This is a genomic window from Photobacterium sp. HL06 (assembly GCF_059552575.1).
This window is the reverse complement of record NZ_CM183914.1, coordinates 3,273,102-3,289,649: the sequence shown is the minus strand read 5'-3', so window position 1 is coordinate 3,289,649 and position 16,548 is coordinate 3,273,102. Positions and strand designations below refer to the sequence as shown.

The window sequence follows — 16,548 nt, the reverse complement described above, 5'->3', positions numbered from 1 at the left end:
AGTTGCGGGGAGACTTTGCTTCGAAAAGCGAGAGGATACTGGATATTCAATTGAAGGTGGTTAAATATTTCCCGCTTCCCGCTTCCCGCTTCCCGCTTCCCGCTTCCCGCTTCCCGCTTCCCGCTTCCCGCTTTTTACGGCCTAATCCCCTGCATTTTTTTCTGATGCTCACCGAGTCCAAGTAGAAACTGGGCGGTGGCCGTGACTTTAAACTGGATAAAGTTGTTGCCCAGCAATTCGTGCTCTTCCAGTGATTCGAGTAAATGAAGCAGGTACCAGTAAGCGGATTCATAACCATCGGTAGGGGTGCCCGACGGTACAGAGAGTTTCCACCAGTCATGCAAGTGCTCAGTACAGGTTTTTGTCATGGAGTCGTAGCTGACATCGCCACTAAGTGTCCCTAGCGCACTCAATGCCAGGGCTGGGGCATAGTCAGCAATATGCTGATTGACCAATTCAGAAGAAACATCTGGCCGAGATGAGATCAGTGTAAGCATAGCAGTCACCTGGTCGTAGGATAACGGCCAGGTGACGTTAGCCTACTCTTTAATAATAGTAATAGCTTTAATAACTATAGGCTGCTGCGGAACATCTTTCATACCCATGGAGCGGATAGTTGTGGTAGGAATTTCAGCCATTTTTTCAATAACTGAGAACCCCTTCACAACTTTGCCGAACACGGCGTAGCCAGGGCGGCTGCCTTGGGCATCCAAGAACGAATTGTTCTGGTAATTGATGTAGAACTGGCGGGTTGCAGAGTCAGGGGCTTGGGTACGAGCCATGGCAATGGTTGCGCGTGCATTACTAAGGCCGTTGGTTGACTCATTTTTTATCGGCTCATAGCTCGCTCGACGTTTCAAATCTTTGTCAAAGCCACCGCCCTGGGCCATGAAACCCGGGATCACTCGATGAAAAATCGTGCCTACATAGCTATCATCTTCTACATAGCGAATGAAGTTCTGGCTCGATAATGGCGCGTTCTTTTCATCCAGCTGGACAGTAAACTCTCCCAAATTGGTGGTGACCAGAACTTGGGTTGCAGCACTGACCGGCAGGGCAATGCAAAAGAGTAAAGAAAGCAAATAACGACGCATTACAGGTTCTCCTGCATATAGGTGTTCAGTTCAGGATCTGCATAGATGTCTTTCAATACAGCTGTGATCAGGTTATTCATCGCTTGCTCCATATCTTCTACTGAAGCACTCATTGTCCCCGAGCGCTCAGACTTACCTGAGTAACGCTTGACGAACTTGCCTGCTGGTGACTCAACAACCAGTTGGAGTTGTAGCTTGCTGTTTAGCTCATGGCTCATCACGCTGTGCTTGATGTTGACCATGGCTTCCAGGATATCAAGGCGCAGTGTGCCCTTGCTGTCTTGTGTAAGCGTATAGCCCTGAGATCTGAGCTGGCGCGACAAGGCTTCTTCCAGCGTAACGCGCAGGTTCTGCGTTGCATGCAGGGGCTGTACATTTTGGCGGCCACTATCGACAACGGCAACAAATTGAGCAGTACGCAAGTCACGGCTTTCCAGGCTCAGGGCTTGTCCGCTAGCCGTGGGTTGCTTGGCTATCACTGGTGTTGGGGCAATTGTTAACTGAGGCTCAGATGGGGCTGAACAGGCAGTAAGTGCCAAAACAGTGGCGGCAATAAAAAGCTTCTTCATACTTATTTCTATCCTTAACAAAAAGCTGCAGTGGGCAAACAGCAGCTCAAAAGTAAACACAATGGGTTATTTACCAGACTGATAAACCACGAACTTATTATTCTGAGCGATGACCGATACATTACCGAATAAGCGTTTAAGCTTCTCATCGTAGCCCAGGTGACGGTTACCAATCACAATTAACTGGCCTTTAGGTTTGAGAACTTGCTTTGAGTCACAAAACATTTGCCACGCAATATGATCGGTAATTGCCGTTTGCTGGTGGAATGGAGGGTTGCATAAAATCAGATCGGCACTGTTGGCTTGAATAGTATCCAGGCAGTTTGTTACCAGCGCCTGAATTTGTTCCGGTACCTTCAAGTTAAGCTCGGCGTTGGCTTTGCAGGAGGCAACGGCCATAAAACTCTCGTCGACACAGGTGATGTTAGCATGCGGGTTCAACTGGGCGGCTTTGAGGCCAATAACACCGTTACCGCAGCCTAGGTCGATAATATCAGTATATTTGCTGCTCTGAGGAATATGTTCCAGCAGCAGGCGGCCACCGATATCCAGGCTATCGCTGGAAAAGACATTGGCATGGTTGGTGATTGTAAGGCCATGCTCGGGCACATCCCATTGCTGGGGGGCAGGCAGTGGCTTTGCCAGTGCCGGGTTTGGCTGGCAGAAAATCAGACGCGCTTTTTTTACCGCCAGAGATGTCTTTGTTTCACCAAGGTACTTCTCAAACAGCTTCAATGTTGAAGTATGGATCTCTTTGGCTTTGGCTGCACCAATCACCATGCAGTCTTCTGGTAGCAGGTTGCATAGTTGTTGCAACTGCCAGGTGAGCAGGCGGTTGTTTTTTGGCAGTTTGATAAGGACCAGCTGCGGATTTTCCGGCAGATCAGCCAGGCAATCAATGATTTTTATATGTGGTAGCTGATTGGCTTTGAGGTTAGCGATGCAACCTTGCTTGGCGATGAATGAGTCGGTCACACTGGTGACTCTGCCTTTTTGAGTGAACCAACAACTTAGCGCCCCGAAACTGTCATTCATGATGAGGATTGGTCGCTGTGGATCCAGCGCCATGTCTTGGACATGGTTGATGAGGTACTCATCTGCCGCATCCCATGCTTGTAGGGTTTCATTTTTTCGTACAGGGTAACGCTTAAGTGTCAGCGTACGCTCGTGCAGGGTTAGCTCTGGTTTCATTACCGATTACTTTAAGGTATGTTTACAATTTAGATATCCATTTTCGCAGAACATGCCTGCGCTGCAAACTAAAACACAGCCTTTGTGGCTTATTTATTACTGCCTGTGGTCTTAGGGTCGGATATTAAAGAGAAAATGAAGCGGTTGTTCTGGTTTAGTCGCGATGAGGGTGAGAGTAATGATTCAGGAACGTATCAAAGAGAAACTGCAGCAAGCATTTGAGCCCATCCACCTTGAAGTGGTGAATGAGAGCTATATGCACAATGTGCCAGCCGGTTCCGCAAGCCACTTTAAAGTCGTGATTGTGAGTGAGCAGTTTGAAGGTGTGCGCTTGATTGGCCGTCACCGGGCAGTGAATAACGTACTTGCTGAAGAGCTGGCCAATAACATTCATGCCTTGGCGATGCACACTTATACTGAAAGTGAATGGCAGAACCTGTTTGATGGGGCACCTTCATCGCCGGCTTGCCGAGGTGCTTCAAAGCTGGTTGATTGATTTTTGAACCCGCGCTGAACTAACTAAAAAACCGCACATTGTTGCGGTTTTTTTAGTCATAAACTTTGAATCGACGAACATCATTATCATCCTCCTTCGCGTATTATTGAATATTCATCTTCATGGAGTGAAGAGCTATGCCTGTCGGGGCAGCGTGTGATTGGCATAAGGCGCTGGCGAACTGGCTATACTTTGAAGAACTTGAGCCTCTGCTGTTTATGGCGGGGGAAGTTCAGAGGGTAGAAGGATATTGAATGATAATACGTAGTCGTAAAGTCGTTGTTGGGTTACTGCTTGCCATCAGTTTGGTTGCGTGTGGCGAACAGGGGGATGACAGTTATCAAAAACAGGCCAAGGCTGTAGAGTGGAAATTGGTCACATCCTGGCCCAAGGGATTTCCTGGCCTGGGGCTAGCTCCCGAGAGGTTTGCCGAGAAGGTCAATGAACTGAGCGATGGCCGGTTGATGATCCGAGTTTACGGTGCCGGTGAACTGGTACCAAGCTTTGATGTCTTTAACGCGGTTTCTAAAGGAACGGCGCAAATGGGGCATTCGGCAGCCTTTTACTGGCAGGAAAAAATCCCCGCAGCACCACTTTTTTCTGCGATCCCTTTTGGTATGACGGCCCAGGAAATGAATGCCTGGCTGCATTATGGTGGCGGCCTGGAGTTATGGCAGGAGCTCTATGAGCCCTACGGCGTGATCCCCATGGCTGGGGGTAACACCGGTGCCCAGATGGGGGGCTGGTTTAATAAAGAAATCAAAACCATTGCCGATCTGAAAGGATTAAAGATGCGACTGCCCGGCTATGCGGCTGATGTACTGAAACGTGCAGGCGGGATCCCTGTCAGCCTGCCCGGTGGCGAGCTGTTTACGGCATTGGAAACCGGTGCGATTGACGCTACCGAGTGGGTTGGTCCCTATAATGATTTGGCATTTGGTTTACATAATGCAGCCAGGTACTACTATTATCCGGGGTGGCAAGAGCCGGGTACGACGCTGGAGTTCTTGATCAATAAGAATGCATATCAAACATTACCCGATGATTTAAAGCAGATTGTCGAAGTTGCTGCTCGTGCCATCAACCAAGATATGCTGGATGAGTATATGGTAAAGAACGTTCAGGCGTTGGACGTGTTGATCAACGAACATGGCGTGGAGCTTAAGCCGTTTCCCGAAGATGTGCTGGTTGAGCTGAAGCAACTGACCCAGCAGCTGATGAAAGAAAAGAGCAGCAGCGATCCCAAGGTGGAACGCATTTATTCATCTTATGGGCAATTTTTGTTTGATATCCGGCAATATGGGCGGGTATCTGAAAATGCTGATGTGAACATTGATTAACAAAGTGTGACAAAATATAAACAAATGAAATGGGGCCTTGTTGCCCCATTATTGTGGGTGTTTCGCTACCATTGATTTTTTGTTAATGAAGTATCTCAAGTGAGAATGTTTTGATAAATCAACTTGCTTCTCACATTTGTGCGGTGGCTCAAACTTATAACCTTATAACCCTATTGCGTTTGAATTGTACATGGATTTTCACCTCGTTTAGCGTGGTTTGGCATAGTAAAAACCCGTTGTTTAATGCTAGAATCGCGGCCTCAAAATTACTCATCATAAAACTTGTGATGGGTAAGTTAATAGGATGTTGCGGTGCTGGTGTGTGTTTAAATCGGCCCCAGACGAAGGAAAGTCGTGTCTTAATTGCGCAATAGAAAAATTCTTTTTCCCGTTAATGTAGTGCAAGTGCGTATGATTACAATAAAAAAGGGTCTGGATATCCCAATTTCAGGGACTCCTGCCCAGGCGATAAATGATGGTAAAACCATCACACGAGTCGCCTTGCTTGGCGAAGAATATGTTGGTATGCGTCCTACAATGCATATCCGCGTAGGGGATGTAGTGAAAAAAGGCCAGGTTCTTTTTGAAGATAAAAAGAACCCTGGCGTTAAGTTCACTGCTCCAGCCAGCGGCAAGGTTGCAGAAATTAACCGTGGTGCTAAGCGTGTTCTACAGTCCGTTGTGATTGATGTAGAAGGCGACGAGCAAGTAACATTCAACCGCTACGACGCTGCTCAGCTAGCTCAACTAGAGCGCAGTGTAGTTGTAGAACAGCTGGTTGAGTCTGGTATGTGGACAGCGCTTCGTACGCGTCCTTTCAGCAAAGTTCCTGCAATTGATGCTGAAACCCAGGCTATCTTTGTTACCGCCACTGATACCAATCCTCTGGCAGCAAACCCAGAAATCATCATTAATGAGCAAAACGATGCTTTTGTTGCAGGTCTGACGCTTTTATCTCGTCTGACTAGCGGCAAAGTACTGGTTTGTAAATCTGGTGCAAGTCTGCCTCGCTCAACTGAATCCAATGTTGAAGAGCACGTATTCAACGGCCCGCACCCTGCAGGTCTTGTTGGTACGCATATTCATACTCTGTTTGGTGCGAACCTTGAGAATGTGGCATGGCACATCAACTATCAGGACGTTATCGCATTCGGTAAGCTGTTCCTGACCGGTGAGCTATACACAGATCGCGTTGTTTCACTGGCGGGCCCTGTGGTTAATAACCCACGTTTGGTACGTACTCAAATTGGTGCTGCTGTAGAGCAGATCACTGATTCTGAGCTAATGCCAGGCGAGCTACGTGTACTTTCAGGCTCTGTACTGAATGGTATTCATGCTATTGGTCCACATGCTTACCTTGGTCGTTACCACCTACAGGTAACTGCGCTTCGTGAAGGTCGCGAGAAAGAGTTCTTGGGCTGGATTGCTCCAGGTAAGAACAAGTTCTCTGTGACGCGTGCTTTCCTAAGCCAGTTCTTCCCTGGTCAGTTGTTCAACATGACGACAACGACAAACGGTAGTGAACGTTCAATGGTGCCAATCGGCAACTACGAGCGAGTAATGCCGCTTGATATCGAACCTACATTGCTGCTTCGTGATCTATGTGCAGGTGATGTAGATAGTGCACAGCAGCTAGGTGCGCTAGAGCTTGACGAAGAAGATCTAGCTCTATGTACGTATGTATGCCCAGGTAAGTATGAGTACGGCCCACTACTGCGTGAGTGCCTGGACACAATTGAGAAGGAAGGGTAATTCATGAGCCTCAAGAATTTACTCGAGCAGGTTGAGCACCACTTTGAGCCGGGTGGTAAGCACGAGAAGTGGTTTGCGCTTTATGAAGCGTTTGCAACTCTTATGTATACGCCGGGTCAAGTGACTCGTACCGGTTCACACGTACGTGATAGCATCGATCTAAAGCGCATCATGATCATGGTGTGGTTTGCGGTATTCCCAGCAATGTTCTGGGGTATGTACAACTCTGGCCACCAGGCTGTTGTTGCACTAAATCATATGTATGCTGGTGATCAGCTAGCCGCGATTATCGCTGGCGACTGGCACTACTGGCTAACAGATATGCTAGGCGGCACCCTGTCTGCAGATGCAGGTTGGGGTAGCAAAATGCTACTGGGTGCAACCTTCTTCCTACCTATCTACGCTGTCGTCTTTGCTGTCGGTGGTTTCTGGGAAGTGCTTTTCTGTATGGTGCGCAAGCACGAAGTTAACGAAGGCTTCTTTGTAACTTCGATCCTGTTCGCATTGATCGTACCGCCAACACTCCCACTTTGGCAGGCTGCACTGGGTATTACCTTCGGTGTAGTTGTTGCAAAAGAAATCTTCGGTGGTACTGGCCGTAACTTCCTGAACCCTGCACTTGCAGGCCGTGCGTTCCTATTCTTCGCATACCCAGCTCAGATTTCTGGTGATCTAGTATGGACTGCGGCAGATGGCTTCTCTGGTGCAACAGCACTGAGCCAGTGGGCGAACGGTGGTCAGGCTGCTGTGGTCAACACGGTATCTGGCGATGCAGTCAGCTGGATGGACGCGTTCATCGGCCGTATCCCTGGTTCAATCGGTGAAGTGTCGACGCTTGCTATCATCCTTGGTGGTGCAATGATCGTATTCATGGGCATTGCTTCATGGCGTATCATCGCAGGTACCATGATTGGTATGATTGCGACAGCCACTCTGTTCAATATCATCGGTTCTGACACTAACGCAATGTTCAGCATGCCTTGGCACTGGCACCTAGTTCTGGGTGGCTTTGCATTCGGTATGATGTTCATGGCTACCGATCCTGTGTCTGCAGCATTTACCAACAAAGGTAAGTGGTGGTACGGCGCACTAATCGGTGCAATGGCGGTGATGGTTCGTGTAGTTAACCCAGCGTACCCTGAAGGTATGATGCTGGCGATTCTATTCGCTAACCTATTCGCACCTCTATTTGACAACCTAGTGGTTCAGGGCAACATCAAACGGAGACTGGCTCGTCATGTCAAGTAATAACGATAGCATTAAGAAAACGCTGATTGTTGTTATCGCACTGAGCTTAGTGTGCTCTATCGTGGTATCAACGGCGGCAGTTGTGCTTCGCCCACTGCAGCAGGAAAATGCGGTACTGGATGTTCAGCGTAACATTCTATCCGTTGCTGGCTTGTTGGATGAAAGCACAGATATCAAACAAACTTATAAGCAGTTCATCGAGCCTAAACTGGTTAACCTTGAAACTGGTGAGTTTGTTGAGCAGTCTGAAGCTGGCGTAACACCTGCTGACTATAAGCAGCGTGACGCGGCAAAAGATCCTAGCCAGTCAATCAAGCTATCTGCTGATCAGGACGCTGCAAAAATCATTCGTCGTGCGAATGTGGCAACGATTTACCTGGTTAAAGATGCAAGCGACAATACTGAAAAAATGATCCTGCCTGTTCACGGTACTGGTCTGTGGTCAATGATGTACGCATTTATTGCTGTTGAAACAGACGGCAACACGGTTGCGGGTATTACTTACTACGAGCAGGGTGAGACTCCTGGACTGGGTGGTGAAGTAGAGAACCCGAACTGGCGTGCTCAGTTTGTTGGCAAAAAATTGCTTGACGACAACAACAAGCCAGCAATTCGTGTTGTTAAAGGCGGTGCTCCTGCTGGCGATCTATACGGTGTAGATGGTCTGTCAGGTGCAACCTTGACAGGTAATGGTGTACAGAACACCTTCGACTTCTGGTTGGGTGAGATGGGCTTTGGTCCGTTCCTGGCTAAGATTCGTGAGGGAGGCCTGAACAATGGCTGATACTAAAGAAATGAAAGCGATTCTGTTTGGGCCGTTTATCAGTAACAACCCAATTGCCCTACAGGTGCTTGGTGTATGTTCAGCTCTAGCAGTTACAACAAAACTTGAAACAGCGTTTGTAATGACGCTGGCGGTAACCTTCGTTACTGCGTTTTCAAACTTATTCGTATCGCTGATCCGTAACCACATTCCAAGCAGTGTGCGTATCATTGCCCAGATGGCAATCATCGCATCATTGGTAATCGTGGTAGACCAGGTACTGAAAGCCTATGTTTACGACATTTCTAAACAGCTTTCTGTATTCGTTGGTCTGATCATTACTAACTGTATCGTAATGGGTCGTGCAGAAGCGTATGCAATGAAGTCTGAGCCGCTACCGTCACTTATTGATGGTATCGGTAACGGTCTTGGCTACGGTTTCGTTCTGATCACTGTTGGTTTCTTCCGCGAACTACTGGGTTCAGGAAAGCTATTCGGTGTTGAGGTTCTACCTCTAGTTTCAGACGGCGGTTGGTACCAGCCGAATGGTCTGATGCTATTAGCGCCATCTGCTTTCTTCCTGATCGGTTTCATGATCTGGGCTATCCGTATTATTCGTCCAGAACAAGTAGAAGCGAAGGAGTAAGGGGAACATGGAACATTATCTAAGCCTTTTAGTTCGTTCGATCTTTATCGAGAACATGGCGCTTTCATTTTTCTTGGGTATGTGTACCTTCTTGGCGGTATCTAAGAAAGTTAAGACCTCTTTCGGTCTGGGTGTTGCGGTAATCGTTGTACTAACGATTGCGGTACCGGTGAACAACCTGGTTTACAACCTGCTACTGAAAGACGGCGCGCTGGTTCAAGGTGTTGACTTGAGCTTCCTGAACTTCATTACCTTTATCGGTGTTATTGCGGCACTGGTACAGATTCTGGAAATGGTTTTGGACCGCTTTTTTCCGCCACTATACAACGCACTGGGTATTTTCCTACCGTTGATCACCGTTAACTGTGCGATCTTCGGTGGTGTATCTTTCATGGTACAGCGTGATTACAACTTTGCTGAATCTGTGGTTTACGGTTTCGGTTCTGGTGTCGGCTGGATGCTAGCAATCGTTGCTCTTGCGGGTATCCGCGAGAAGATGAAGTACTCTGACGTACCTCCTGGTCTGCGTGGCCTGGGTATTACATTCATCTCCGTTGGTCTAATGGCGTTGGGCTTCATGTCCTTCTCCGGTGTTCAGCTGTAATCAGGAAAATAAGGAATAATCAATGGATATTATTCTTGGCGTAGTCATGTTCACCCTGATTATCCTGGCTCTAGTGTTAGTGATCTTATTCGCTAAATCTAAGCTGGTACCATCAGGTGACATTACTATCTCAGTAAACAATGATCCGGAAAAAGCGATTACAACCGCTGCCGGTGACAAGCTACTAGGCGCGCTGTCGGCTAGCGGTATCTTCGTTTCATCAGCGTGTGGTGGCGGTGGTTCATGTGGCCAGTGCCGTGTGAAAGTGAAATCTGGCGGTGGTGACATTCTACCAACAGAGCTTGACCACATCACTAAAGGTGAAGCACGTGAAGGCGAGCGTCTTGCGTGTCAGGTTAACGTGAAATCTGACATGGAAATCGAACTGCCAGAAGAAATCTTCGGTGTTAAGAAGTGGGAATGTACTGTTCTTTCTAACGACAACGAAGCGACCTTCATCAAAGAGCTTGTGCTGCAAATCCCTGAAGGTGAGGAAGTTCCTTTCCGCGCAGGTGGCTATATTCAGATTGAAGCTGAACCGCATCACATTAAATATGCTGATTTCGATATTCCTGAAGAATATCGTGGCGATTGGGACAAGTTTAACCTGTTCCGTTATGAGTCAATCGTAAAAGAGCCGTCAATCCGTGCTTACTCTATGGCGTCATACCCAGAAGAGAAAGGCCTGATTAAGCTTAATGTACGTATCGCAACACCGCCGCCAAACAACCCAGACGTGCCACCAGGTGTGATGTCTTCATACATCTGGTCACTGAAAGCTGGCGACAAGTGTACGATTTCAGGTCCGTTCGGTGAGTTCTTCGCGAAAGACACCGACAACGAAATGGTATTCATCGGTGGTGGTGCAGGTATGGCACCTATGCGTTCTCACATCTTCGATCAGCTTAAGCGTCTTAACTCTACCCGTAAGATGACTTACTGGTACGGTGCACGTTCTAAGCGTGAAATGTTCTATATAGAAGATTTCGATATGCTTGCTGAGCAGAATGACAACTTCGAATGGCATGTTGCCCTGTCAGATCCATTACCAGAAGATAACTGGGATGGTTACACAGGCTTCATCCACAACGTGATTTATGAGAACTACCTTAAAGATCACGAAGCTCCTGAAGATTGTGAATACTACATGTGTGGTCCACCAATGATGAACGCAGCCGTTATCGGTATGCTGAAAGATCTTGGTGTCGAAGACGAAAACATCCTACTGGATGACTTCGGTGGCTAACTAGCTACACCCACGAAGCAAATTGGCTGACCCGGTTCGGGTCAGCCTTTTTTCGTAAAATAGAACCAATAAAACGCTTTTTATTGTGGTTATTCCAATCATTGGCCTTTTCGGTGAAGTGATAGCTATAACAAAAAGTGCCCCTTCATTTTTGGAGTTGATGAATGAAGACGTTCCTGCGCAGAGCAATGTTATTGTTTGTCCTTGCTGTTACCTTGTCGGCTTGTAGCGATCAGCGTGAAATGATCCACCTGAATGGCTCGACGATGGGAACCTATTATTCAATCAAGTTGATTAAACAGGAAGGCTTACCGACCCCGACCGAGCTGCAGGCTGAGATTGACCGTCGCCTTGAGCTGGTCAACGATCAAATGTCGACCTACCGTAAGCATTCCGAGCTCAGCCAATTTAACCAGCACAAAAGCAATCAGCCGTTTGACGTTTCTGCTGATACTGCCAAAGTCGTTGCTGAGGCTATTCGCCTGGCGGAGCTGACGGATGGCGCGCTAGACGTTACTGTTGGCCCAGTGGTTAACCTATGGAGCTTTGGCCCTGAAGCCCGTCCAGAAAAAACACCGACTGCCGAGGAGCTAGCCGAGCGCCGTAAGGTAGTGGGGATCCGCCACCTCTCGGTTAAAGGCAATACCCTCGTCAAACAAATTCCACAGCTGTACGTCGACTTGTCGTCAATTGCCAAAGGCTTTGGTGTTGATGTGGTGGCGGGCTACTTCGATGAGCTGAATGTCGCTGATTACATGGTTGAAATTGGTGGTGAACTTAGCCTGCAGGGGAACAACCTCAAGGGCGTGCCATGGCGTATTGCCATCGAGAAACCGGCTGATGACGGCACCCGCTCGGTGCAGGAAATCATTGAACCAGGTGATATGGCTGTGGCAACATCGGGTGATTACCGCAATTACTTTGAAGAAGACGGCGTACGTTACTCGCATCTTATCGATCCGACAACCTGCAAGCCAATTTCAAACCATGTGGTGTCGGTAACCGTTTTACATCCATCCAGCATGACGGCTGATGCACTGGCAACGGCGTTCTCGGTAATGGGTGAAGAGAAATCACTGGAGCTGGCACAGAAAGAGAATTTGCCAGTTCTGCTTGTTGTGAAAACCGAAAAAGGCTACAAAGAATACACGTCTGATGCCTTTGTTCCTTATATGCAGAAGAAGTAGAGAATTATCATGATCGTATATTTAACTACCTTTGCCGTCTTTTTGCTGGTTATCGTCGCGATGGCCGTGGGATACATTTTCCAACGCAAGACGGTGAGCGGCAGCTGCGGTGGTCTTGACGGTGTTGGTATTGCCAAAGAGTGCGATTGCCCTGAGCCGTGTGATGCCCGTAAGAAGCGTGAAGCGCGCGAGGCGCAGCAAGCAGAGTGGAAGAAAAACCAGATCATCTGATTGACCTGTTTTGACTGATTAAAAAGCCTGAGCATGCTCAGGCTTTTTGCTAGATGGATGATCTAAAACGATTCAATCTGTTTGTACCTGATTACGGCCGTTTCGCTTAGCTTGGTAAAGGCAGTCATCGGCTGTCCTTAACAGTTCGCCTAGAGGCTGTACCCCACAGGCTGCACCAATGCTGATGGTCACCCTTATTGGTGTATTTTGGTAAGTAATGACTAACCCTTCAATAAACCGCCGTAGCCGCTCAAGTTGAGTGAAGAACTGTTGCGGGCCCTCACAGCTCTGGATACAGAACTCTTCACCACCAAAGCGGGCAACAATGGCATCGGGAAAATGTTGCTGTAGTTGCTGGCTAACCTGGACTAAGACTTCGTCACCGGCATCATGGCCATAGGTATCATTGACCTTCTTGAAGAAGTCGATATCTATCATGGCGATATTTCGAATTTCGCAATGGTTTTTAGCACAACTTTGATTGAAGAAGTAGCGCCGGTTCCACAGTCCAGTCAGGGCATCCTGATTGGCCATCCGGTACAGCTTGTCAGCAGTATCTTTCATATTCAGCATATGGTGAATACGGCAATAGAACTCTTCCTGGTTGAACGGCTTGTTGAGGAAGTCATTGGCTCCGGCTTTTAGAAACAGCGCGGTCATTGCATTGTCGCTGCTGCCTGACAAGCCGAGTATGGCTATTTGGTTGCGGTTATAGTGCTGGCGGATTTCGTGGATCATGGTAATGCCATCTTTTTCCGGCATATCATGGTCCGTGATGACCAGGCTGATATCTGGGTGTTGCTCCAACTGATCAAGGGCTTCTTGGCCATCGCTTGCTTCTATTACCTGGAGGTTTTGCCTTTTGAGCAGGCTGATCAAGTAATGGCGAACAGTGGCGGAGTCTTCTACAACCATCGCTTTGTGATGGTTGTTTGCCTCTAGTCGTTGCAGTAGTGGTATTAGGTAAGCCACTGAGGCAGGACTGTCTTTAAGCAGGTAATCAATTACCCCCTTGGACAGCACGGTATCGCGAACTCGGTTACTGAACTGGGCTGTAAGGACAATGACCTTGAGGTTGTGGCTTAGGACCAAATCGATAATCTCACCGTCTTGGCCATCAGGGAGGCAATAGTCCAAAACGGTACAAAGAAAATCGTTCTGCTCGGAAATAATACTCTGCGCCTGAGCGATGTTCTCTGCAAAAATGGGAAGAAAGCCGGCTTTGGTTAGCTGACCGTTGAGGTAGTTCCGGAAGGCTCTGCTGTCTTCTACAACAAGGACTTTATACAGCGACATCTTATTCCCTTATCCGATTCTATTGGTTATATAGCTACCTTTGCGGTTTGGTTAATGAATTAATAACATTTTTGTTACTTAGGCGGCAACCCCTGTAGATGCACAATGTTGCTGTGGCGATAACTGTCTCTTTGTAGTTTGGTATATAATAATAACTGTACAAAAAAACAGTGGTATAATGTGTCTAACCGTATGAAATTTACTAACTGTTAAAGTTATTAACGATCCTGAGAGCTATGTCGCAGCCTAATGCCTCATTAACCATGCCTATGCAGCGTAAAATTATCCATGTCGATATGGATTGCTTTTTTGCGGCTGTTGAAATGCGTGATAATCCTGAATTGATGAACAAACCGATAGCAATCGGGGGACGTTCGGAGCAGCGGGGTGTACTCAGTACCTGTAATTACCTAGCCCGCCAGTATGGAATACGTTCGGCAATGCCGACGGCGCAGGCGATGAAACTGTGCCCGCATTTGGTGTTGGTTGCCGGGAGGATGTCGGTGTATAGGGAGGTCTCCCAGCAAATTCGGGCAATTTTCCAACGCTATACCGATAAAATAGAGCCCTTATCATTGGATGAGGCCTATCTCGATGTGACTGACTGTGAGCTGTTTCATGGCTCGGCGACCCTAATTGCCCAGGATATTCGCAGAGCGATAAGGGAAGAGCTGGAACTAACGGCCTCAGCTGGTGTAGCCCCGGTTAAGTTCATTGCCAAAATTGCTTCAGATTTGAATAAGCCCGATGGCCAGTATGTTGTGACGCCTGATGACATCCCAGATTTTGTAATGAACTTGAAATTGGAGAAAATCCCCGGGGTTGGCAAAGTAACTATCCAGAAGCTTCATGAAAAGGGATTGTATGTCGGCAAGGATGTTCAGGGCTATGATCGTAATTTGCTACTGCAGCAATTCGGTAAATTTGGCCAGTCTTTATGGTCGCGTGCGCATGGCATCGATAACCGTGAGATTGTGGTTGAGCGTGAGCGAAAGTCGGTGGGAGTTGAGCGGACATTTTCAAAAAATATCACCAGTTATGATCAGTGCTGGCAGGTTGTCGAGGCTTTGTATCTGGAGCTAGAGCAGCGGCTTAGGAAGGTGAGGCCGGAGTTAAATATTGCCAAGCAAGGTATTAAGGTCAAGTTTGCCGATTTTCAGCAAACCACGGTTGAGCATAGCCAGCCCAAGCTCGACAAGGCGCAGTTTGTCGGCTTGCTCAAAGAGGCGTTGACCCGCCAGAAAGAACGGGAAATCCGCTTGATCGGGCTCAGTGTTGGGTTGGAGCAGGGGCTGAAGGCGCAGCAGTTGTCGTTCGAAGGGTTTTAAGGATTAAAAAAGGCGAGTTCCTAGAAACTCGCCTCTCGAAACTCAGTAACGAATTACTGTTTCACTGGAATGTTCTTCAAGATAGCAACCATCTGCTCCCAGAACAGGCCAACCGTTTCAATGTTCACTTTCTCGTCTGGCGAGTGCGGGAACTTGATTGTCGGGCCGAAAGAGATCATATCCATGGTCGGATAGGGTTCTTTGAACAGGCCACATTCAAGACCGGCGTGGATCACCATGATATTCGGTGTTCTACCGTAGATGTCGTTGTAGGTTTCACGGAACAGCTGCATCACTTCAGAGTCTGCATCTGGCTTCCAGCCCGGGTAGGCACCAGAGAATTCGCACTGGGCACCGGCTAGTTCGGCAACGGCTTCCAGCATACCTTCAACATTGCTGCGGCCAGAGTCGATCAGGGAGCGGATCAGGCACAGGATCGTAATCTTGTCTGCATCCGTGGTGATCACACCGACATTCAGTGATGTCTCAACCACACCTTCGATGTCATCGCTCATACGGATCACACCGTTCGGGCAGGCATTCAGCACGGCATAAAAACGCTTTTGGGCCGTTTCTGTCATTACATCAGCAGGCAGCTCAGCGGGCTCGACAAACAGGTTGATGTCTGTTTCGATTTTACCCAGCTCGGTAACCAGAATAGACTGGTAGTGGGTGAACAGCTCGTTGAGTTTGTCAACATTTGCTGCCGGTAGTGTTGCAAGAGCAAATGCCTCACGTGGAATCGCATTACGCAGGCTACCGCCAGTAAGGTTATTTAGGCGTAGGCCTAGCTCTTGGGCGTGGGCAAACAGGAAGCGACCTAGTAGCTTGTTGGCATTGCCACGGCCAGTGTGGATATCACAACCGGAGTGACCGCCTTTAAGGCCTTTGATGACTAGCTTAACAGCAGCATGTTCAGCTGGTACAGCTTCGCGCTCGATATCTAGGGTGATTGAGCCATCAACGCCGCCAGCACAGCCCATGTACACTTCGCCCTCTTGCTCTGAGTCCGTGTTCAATAGGATATCGCCTTCCAGCCAACCTTCTGCCAGGCCGAAAGCACCGGTCATACCAGCTTCTTCATCGATAGTCAGTAGTACTTCCAGCGGGCCATGTTCAACATCTTTAGCAGCCAGAACAGCCAGGCATGCGGCCATGCCCATACCGTTGTCAGCACCAAGTGTGGTTCCCTTCGCCGTTACCCACTCACCGTCGATATAAGGCAGGATAGGATCTTCGGTGAATTCGTGCTCAGTGTCTTCATTCTTCTGCGGCACCATATCAATGTGTGCTTGCAGAACGACACCTTTACGGTCTTCCATACCCGGTGTAGCTGGCTTTTTGATAAAGACGTTACCCACCGCATCACGGCGTACGTCCAGGCCTTCACCTTCTGCAAATTTGATGATGTGCTGAGCGAGTTGCTCTTCATGCTTAGATGGGTGAGGAATAGAACAGATTTGATCGAAGAATTGCCACACAGGTTGCGGTGACAGTTGACTGATTTCAGACACAGCAGTCTCCCTTATAAACTATTGGGCTAAAGCGATTCACCAG

General features: G+C 48.2%; 17 protein-coding genes. 11 read left to right on the top strand and 6 right to left on the bottom strand.

Going from position 1 to position 16,548, the window contains the following annotated elements:
- Positions 1 to 134 precede the first annotated feature (134 nt).
- The 4 genes from AC51G0_RS14900 to AC51G0_RS14885 all read right to left on the bottom strand — a co-directional run bounded on the left by AC51G0_RS14900 (position 135) and on the right by AC51G0_RS14885 (position 2,854).
- Positions 135 to 497, bottom strand: a complete 363-nt coding sequence (locus AC51G0_RS14900) for a hypothetical protein (RefSeq protein WP_496299470.1) — start codon at positions 495 to 497, stop codon at positions 135 to 137.
- Positions 498 to 539: 42 nt separating this feature from the next.
- Positions 540 to 1,094 carry a peptidylprolyl isomerase gene (locus AC51G0_RS14895; protein WP_496299469.1) on the bottom strand — a complete coding sequence of 185 codons (555 nt, stop codon included), beginning with the start codon at positions 1,092 to 1,094 and terminating at the stop codon, positions 540 to 542.
- Entirely contained in the window at positions 1,094 to 1,663 is a 570-nt protein-coding gene (locus AC51G0_RS14890) for a YajG family lipoprotein (RefSeq protein WP_496299467.1), read from the bottom strand. Before AC51G0_RS14890 ends, AC51G0_RS14895 begins: the two co-directional genes overlap by 1 nt.
- A 66-nt stretch (positions 1,664 to 1,729) precedes the next feature.
- Positions 1,730 to 2,854, bottom strand: coding sequence for a methyltransferase (locus AC51G0_RS14885; protein ID WP_496299465.1), 1,125 nt, complete (start codon positions 2,852 to 2,854; stop codon positions 1,730 to 1,732).
- 178 nt (positions 2,855 to 3,032) lie between these two features.
- On the opposite strand from AC51G0_RS14885, the gene bolA reads away from it, so the two are divergent.
- The 10 genes from bolA (at position 3,033) to nqrM (ending at position 12,367) form a co-directional block, all read left to right on the top strand.
- Complete coding sequence (gene bolA / locus AC51G0_RS14880) at positions 3,033 to 3,350, top strand: transcriptional regulator BolA (protein WP_496299463.1); 318 nt, start codon at positions 3,033 to 3,035, stop codon at positions 3,348 to 3,350.
- A gap of 254 nt (positions 3,351 to 3,604) precedes the next feature.
- Positions 3,605 to 4,690, top strand: coding sequence for a TRAP transporter substrate-binding protein (locus tag AC51G0_RS14875; protein ID WP_496299461.1), 1,086 nt, complete (start codon positions 3,605 to 3,607; stop codon positions 4,688 to 4,690).
- Between the two features lie 411 nt (positions 4,691 to 5,101).
- The gene (locus AC51G0_RS14870; protein WP_496299459.1) at positions 5,102 to 6,442 is read left to right on the top strand and encodes a Na(+)-translocating NADH-quinone reductase subunit A; all 1,341 of its coding nucleotides are present in this window, start codon (positions 5,102 to 5,104) and stop codon (positions 6,440 to 6,442) included.
- Between the two features lie 3 nt (positions 6,443 to 6,445).
- Positions 6,446 to 7,690, top strand: coding sequence for an NADH:ubiquinone reductase (Na(+)-transporting) subunit B (locus AC51G0_RS14865; protein ID WP_496299458.1), 1,245 nt, complete (start codon positions 6,446 to 6,448; stop codon positions 7,688 to 7,690).
- Positions 7,680 to 8,474 carry a Na(+)-translocating NADH-quinone reductase subunit C gene (locus AC51G0_RS14860; RefSeq protein ID WP_496299456.1) on the top strand — a complete coding sequence of 265 codons (795 nt, stop codon included), beginning with the start codon at positions 7,680 to 7,682 and terminating at the stop codon, positions 8,472 to 8,474. The genes AC51G0_RS14865 and AC51G0_RS14860 overlap by 11 nt, the downstream gene beginning before the upstream one ends.
- Positions 8,467 to 9,099: an NADH:ubiquinone reductase (Na(+)-transporting) subunit D gene (locus AC51G0_RS14855; RefSeq protein WP_496299455.1), complete on the top strand. Its 633-nt coding sequence runs from the start codon at positions 8,467 to 8,469 to the stop codon at positions 9,097 to 9,099. Before AC51G0_RS14860 ends, AC51G0_RS14855 begins: the two co-directional genes overlap by 8 nt.
- Positions 9,100 to 9,106: 7 nt before the next feature.
- The gene (nqrE, locus tag AC51G0_RS14850) at positions 9,107 to 9,703 is read left to right on the top strand and encodes an NADH:ubiquinone reductase (Na(+)-transporting) subunit E (protein WP_496299453.1); all 597 of its coding nucleotides are present in this window, start codon (positions 9,107 to 9,109) and stop codon (positions 9,701 to 9,703) included.
- A 22-nt stretch (positions 9,704 to 9,725) separates the two neighbouring features.
- Positions 9,726 to 10,949 (top strand): NADH:ubiquinone reductase (Na(+)-transporting) subunit F, encoded by a 1,224-nt coding sequence (gene nqrF / locus AC51G0_RS14845; RefSeq protein WP_496299451.1) that lies wholly within the window; start codon positions 9,726 to 9,728, stop codon positions 10,947 to 10,949.
- A 188-nt stretch (positions 10,950 to 11,137) separates the two neighbouring features.
- Positions 11,138 to 12,136 carry an FAD:protein FMN transferase gene (locus tag AC51G0_RS14840; protein WP_496301966.1) on the top strand — a complete coding sequence of 333 codons (999 nt, stop codon included), beginning with the start codon at positions 11,138 to 11,140 and terminating at the stop codon, positions 12,134 to 12,136.
- Positions 12,137 to 12,145: 9 nt separating this feature from the next.
- Complete coding sequence (gene nqrM, locus AC51G0_RS14835) at positions 12,146 to 12,367, top strand: (Na+)-NQR maturation NqrM (RefSeq protein WP_496299450.1); 222 nt, start codon at positions 12,146 to 12,148, stop codon at positions 12,365 to 12,367.
- 72 nt (positions 12,368 to 12,439) lie between these two features.
- Here the strand turns inward: nqrM and AC51G0_RS14830 are convergent, their stop codons facing one another.
- The gene (locus AC51G0_RS14830) at positions 12,440 to 13,663 is read right to left on the bottom strand and encodes a diguanylate cyclase (protein ID WP_496299449.1); all 1,224 of its coding nucleotides are present in this window, start codon (positions 13,661 to 13,663) and stop codon (positions 12,440 to 12,442) included.
- 263 nt (positions 13,664 to 13,926) lie between these two features.
- Between AC51G0_RS14830 and dinB the strand changes: the two genes are divergently transcribed.
- Positions 13,927 to 14,991: a DNA polymerase IV gene (dinB, locus tag AC51G0_RS14825; protein WP_496301965.1), complete on the top strand. Its 1,065-nt coding sequence runs from the start codon at positions 13,927 to 13,929 to the stop codon at positions 14,989 to 14,991.
- Between the two features lie 53 nt (positions 14,992 to 15,044).
- Here dinB and AC51G0_RS14820 read toward each other — a convergent pair whose 3' ends face one another.
- A complete protein-coding gene (locus tag AC51G0_RS14820; RefSeq protein ID WP_496299448.1) occupies positions 15,045 to 16,505 on the bottom strand; it encodes an aminoacyl-histidine dipeptidase in 1,461 nt (486 codons plus the stop codon).
- Positions 16,506 to 16,548: the final 43 nt, after the last annotated feature.

Bases quoted from the DNA above. Each gene is read 5' to 3' on its own strand.
- AC51G0_RS14840 (WP_496301966.1), top strand. From the start codon at position 11,138: ATGTTATTGTTTGTCCTTGCTGTTACCTTGTCGGCTTGTAGCGATCAG.
- nqrM (WP_496299450.1), top strand. From the start codon at position 12,146: ATGATCGTATATTTAACTACCTTTGCCGTCTTTTTGCTGGTTATCGTC.
- AC51G0_RS14860 (WP_496299456.1), top strand. From the start codon at position 7,680: ATGTCAAGTAATAACGATAGCATTAAGAAAACGCTGATTGTTGTTATC.
- AC51G0_RS14890 (WP_496299467.1), bottom strand. From the start codon at position 1,663: ATGAAGAAGCTTTTTATTGCCGCCACTGTTTTGGCACTTACTGCCTGT.
- AC51G0_RS14900 (WP_496299470.1), bottom strand. From the start codon at position 497: ATGCTTACACTGATCTCATCTCGGCCAGATGTTTCTTCTGAATTGGTC.
- dinB (WP_496301965.1), top strand. From the start codon at position 13,927: ATGCCTATGCAGCGTAAAATTATCCATGTCGATATGGATTGCTTTTTT.
- AC51G0_RS14855 (WP_496299455.1), top strand. From the start codon at position 8,467: ATGGCTGATACTAAAGAAATGAAAGCGATTCTGTTTGGGCCGTTTATC.
- AC51G0_RS14875 (WP_496299461.1), top strand. From the start codon at position 3,605: ATGATAATACGTAGTCGTAAAGTCGTTGTTGGGTTACTGCTTGCCATC.
- nqrF (WP_496299451.1), top strand. From the start codon at position 9,726: ATGGATATTATTCTTGGCGTAGTCATGTTCACCCTGATTATCCTGGCT.
- bolA (WP_496299463.1), top strand. From the start codon at position 3,033: ATGATTCAGGAACGTATCAAAGAGAAACTGCAGCAAGCATTTGAGCCC.
- nqrE (WP_496299453.1), top strand. From the start codon at position 9,107: ATGGAACATTATCTAAGCCTTTTAGTTCGTTCGATCTTTATCGAGAAC.
- AC51G0_RS14885 (WP_496299465.1), bottom strand. From the start codon at position 2,854: ATGAAACCAGAGCTAACCCTGCACGAGCGTACGCTGACACTTAAGCGT.
- AC51G0_RS14895 (WP_496299469.1), bottom strand. From the start codon at position 1,094: ATGCGTCGTTATTTGCTTTCTTTACTCTTTTGCATTGCCCTGCCGGTC.
- AC51G0_RS14830 (WP_496299449.1), bottom strand. From the start codon at position 13,663: ATGTCGCTGTATAAAGTCCTTGTTGTAGAAGACAGCAGAGCCTTCCGG.
- AC51G0_RS14870 (WP_496299459.1), top strand. From the start codon at position 5,102: ATGATTACAATAAAAAAGGGTCTGGATATCCCAATTTCAGGGACTCCT.
- AC51G0_RS14865 (WP_496299458.1), top strand. From the start codon at position 6,446: ATGAGCCTCAAGAATTTACTCGAGCAGGTTGAGCACCACTTTGAGCCG.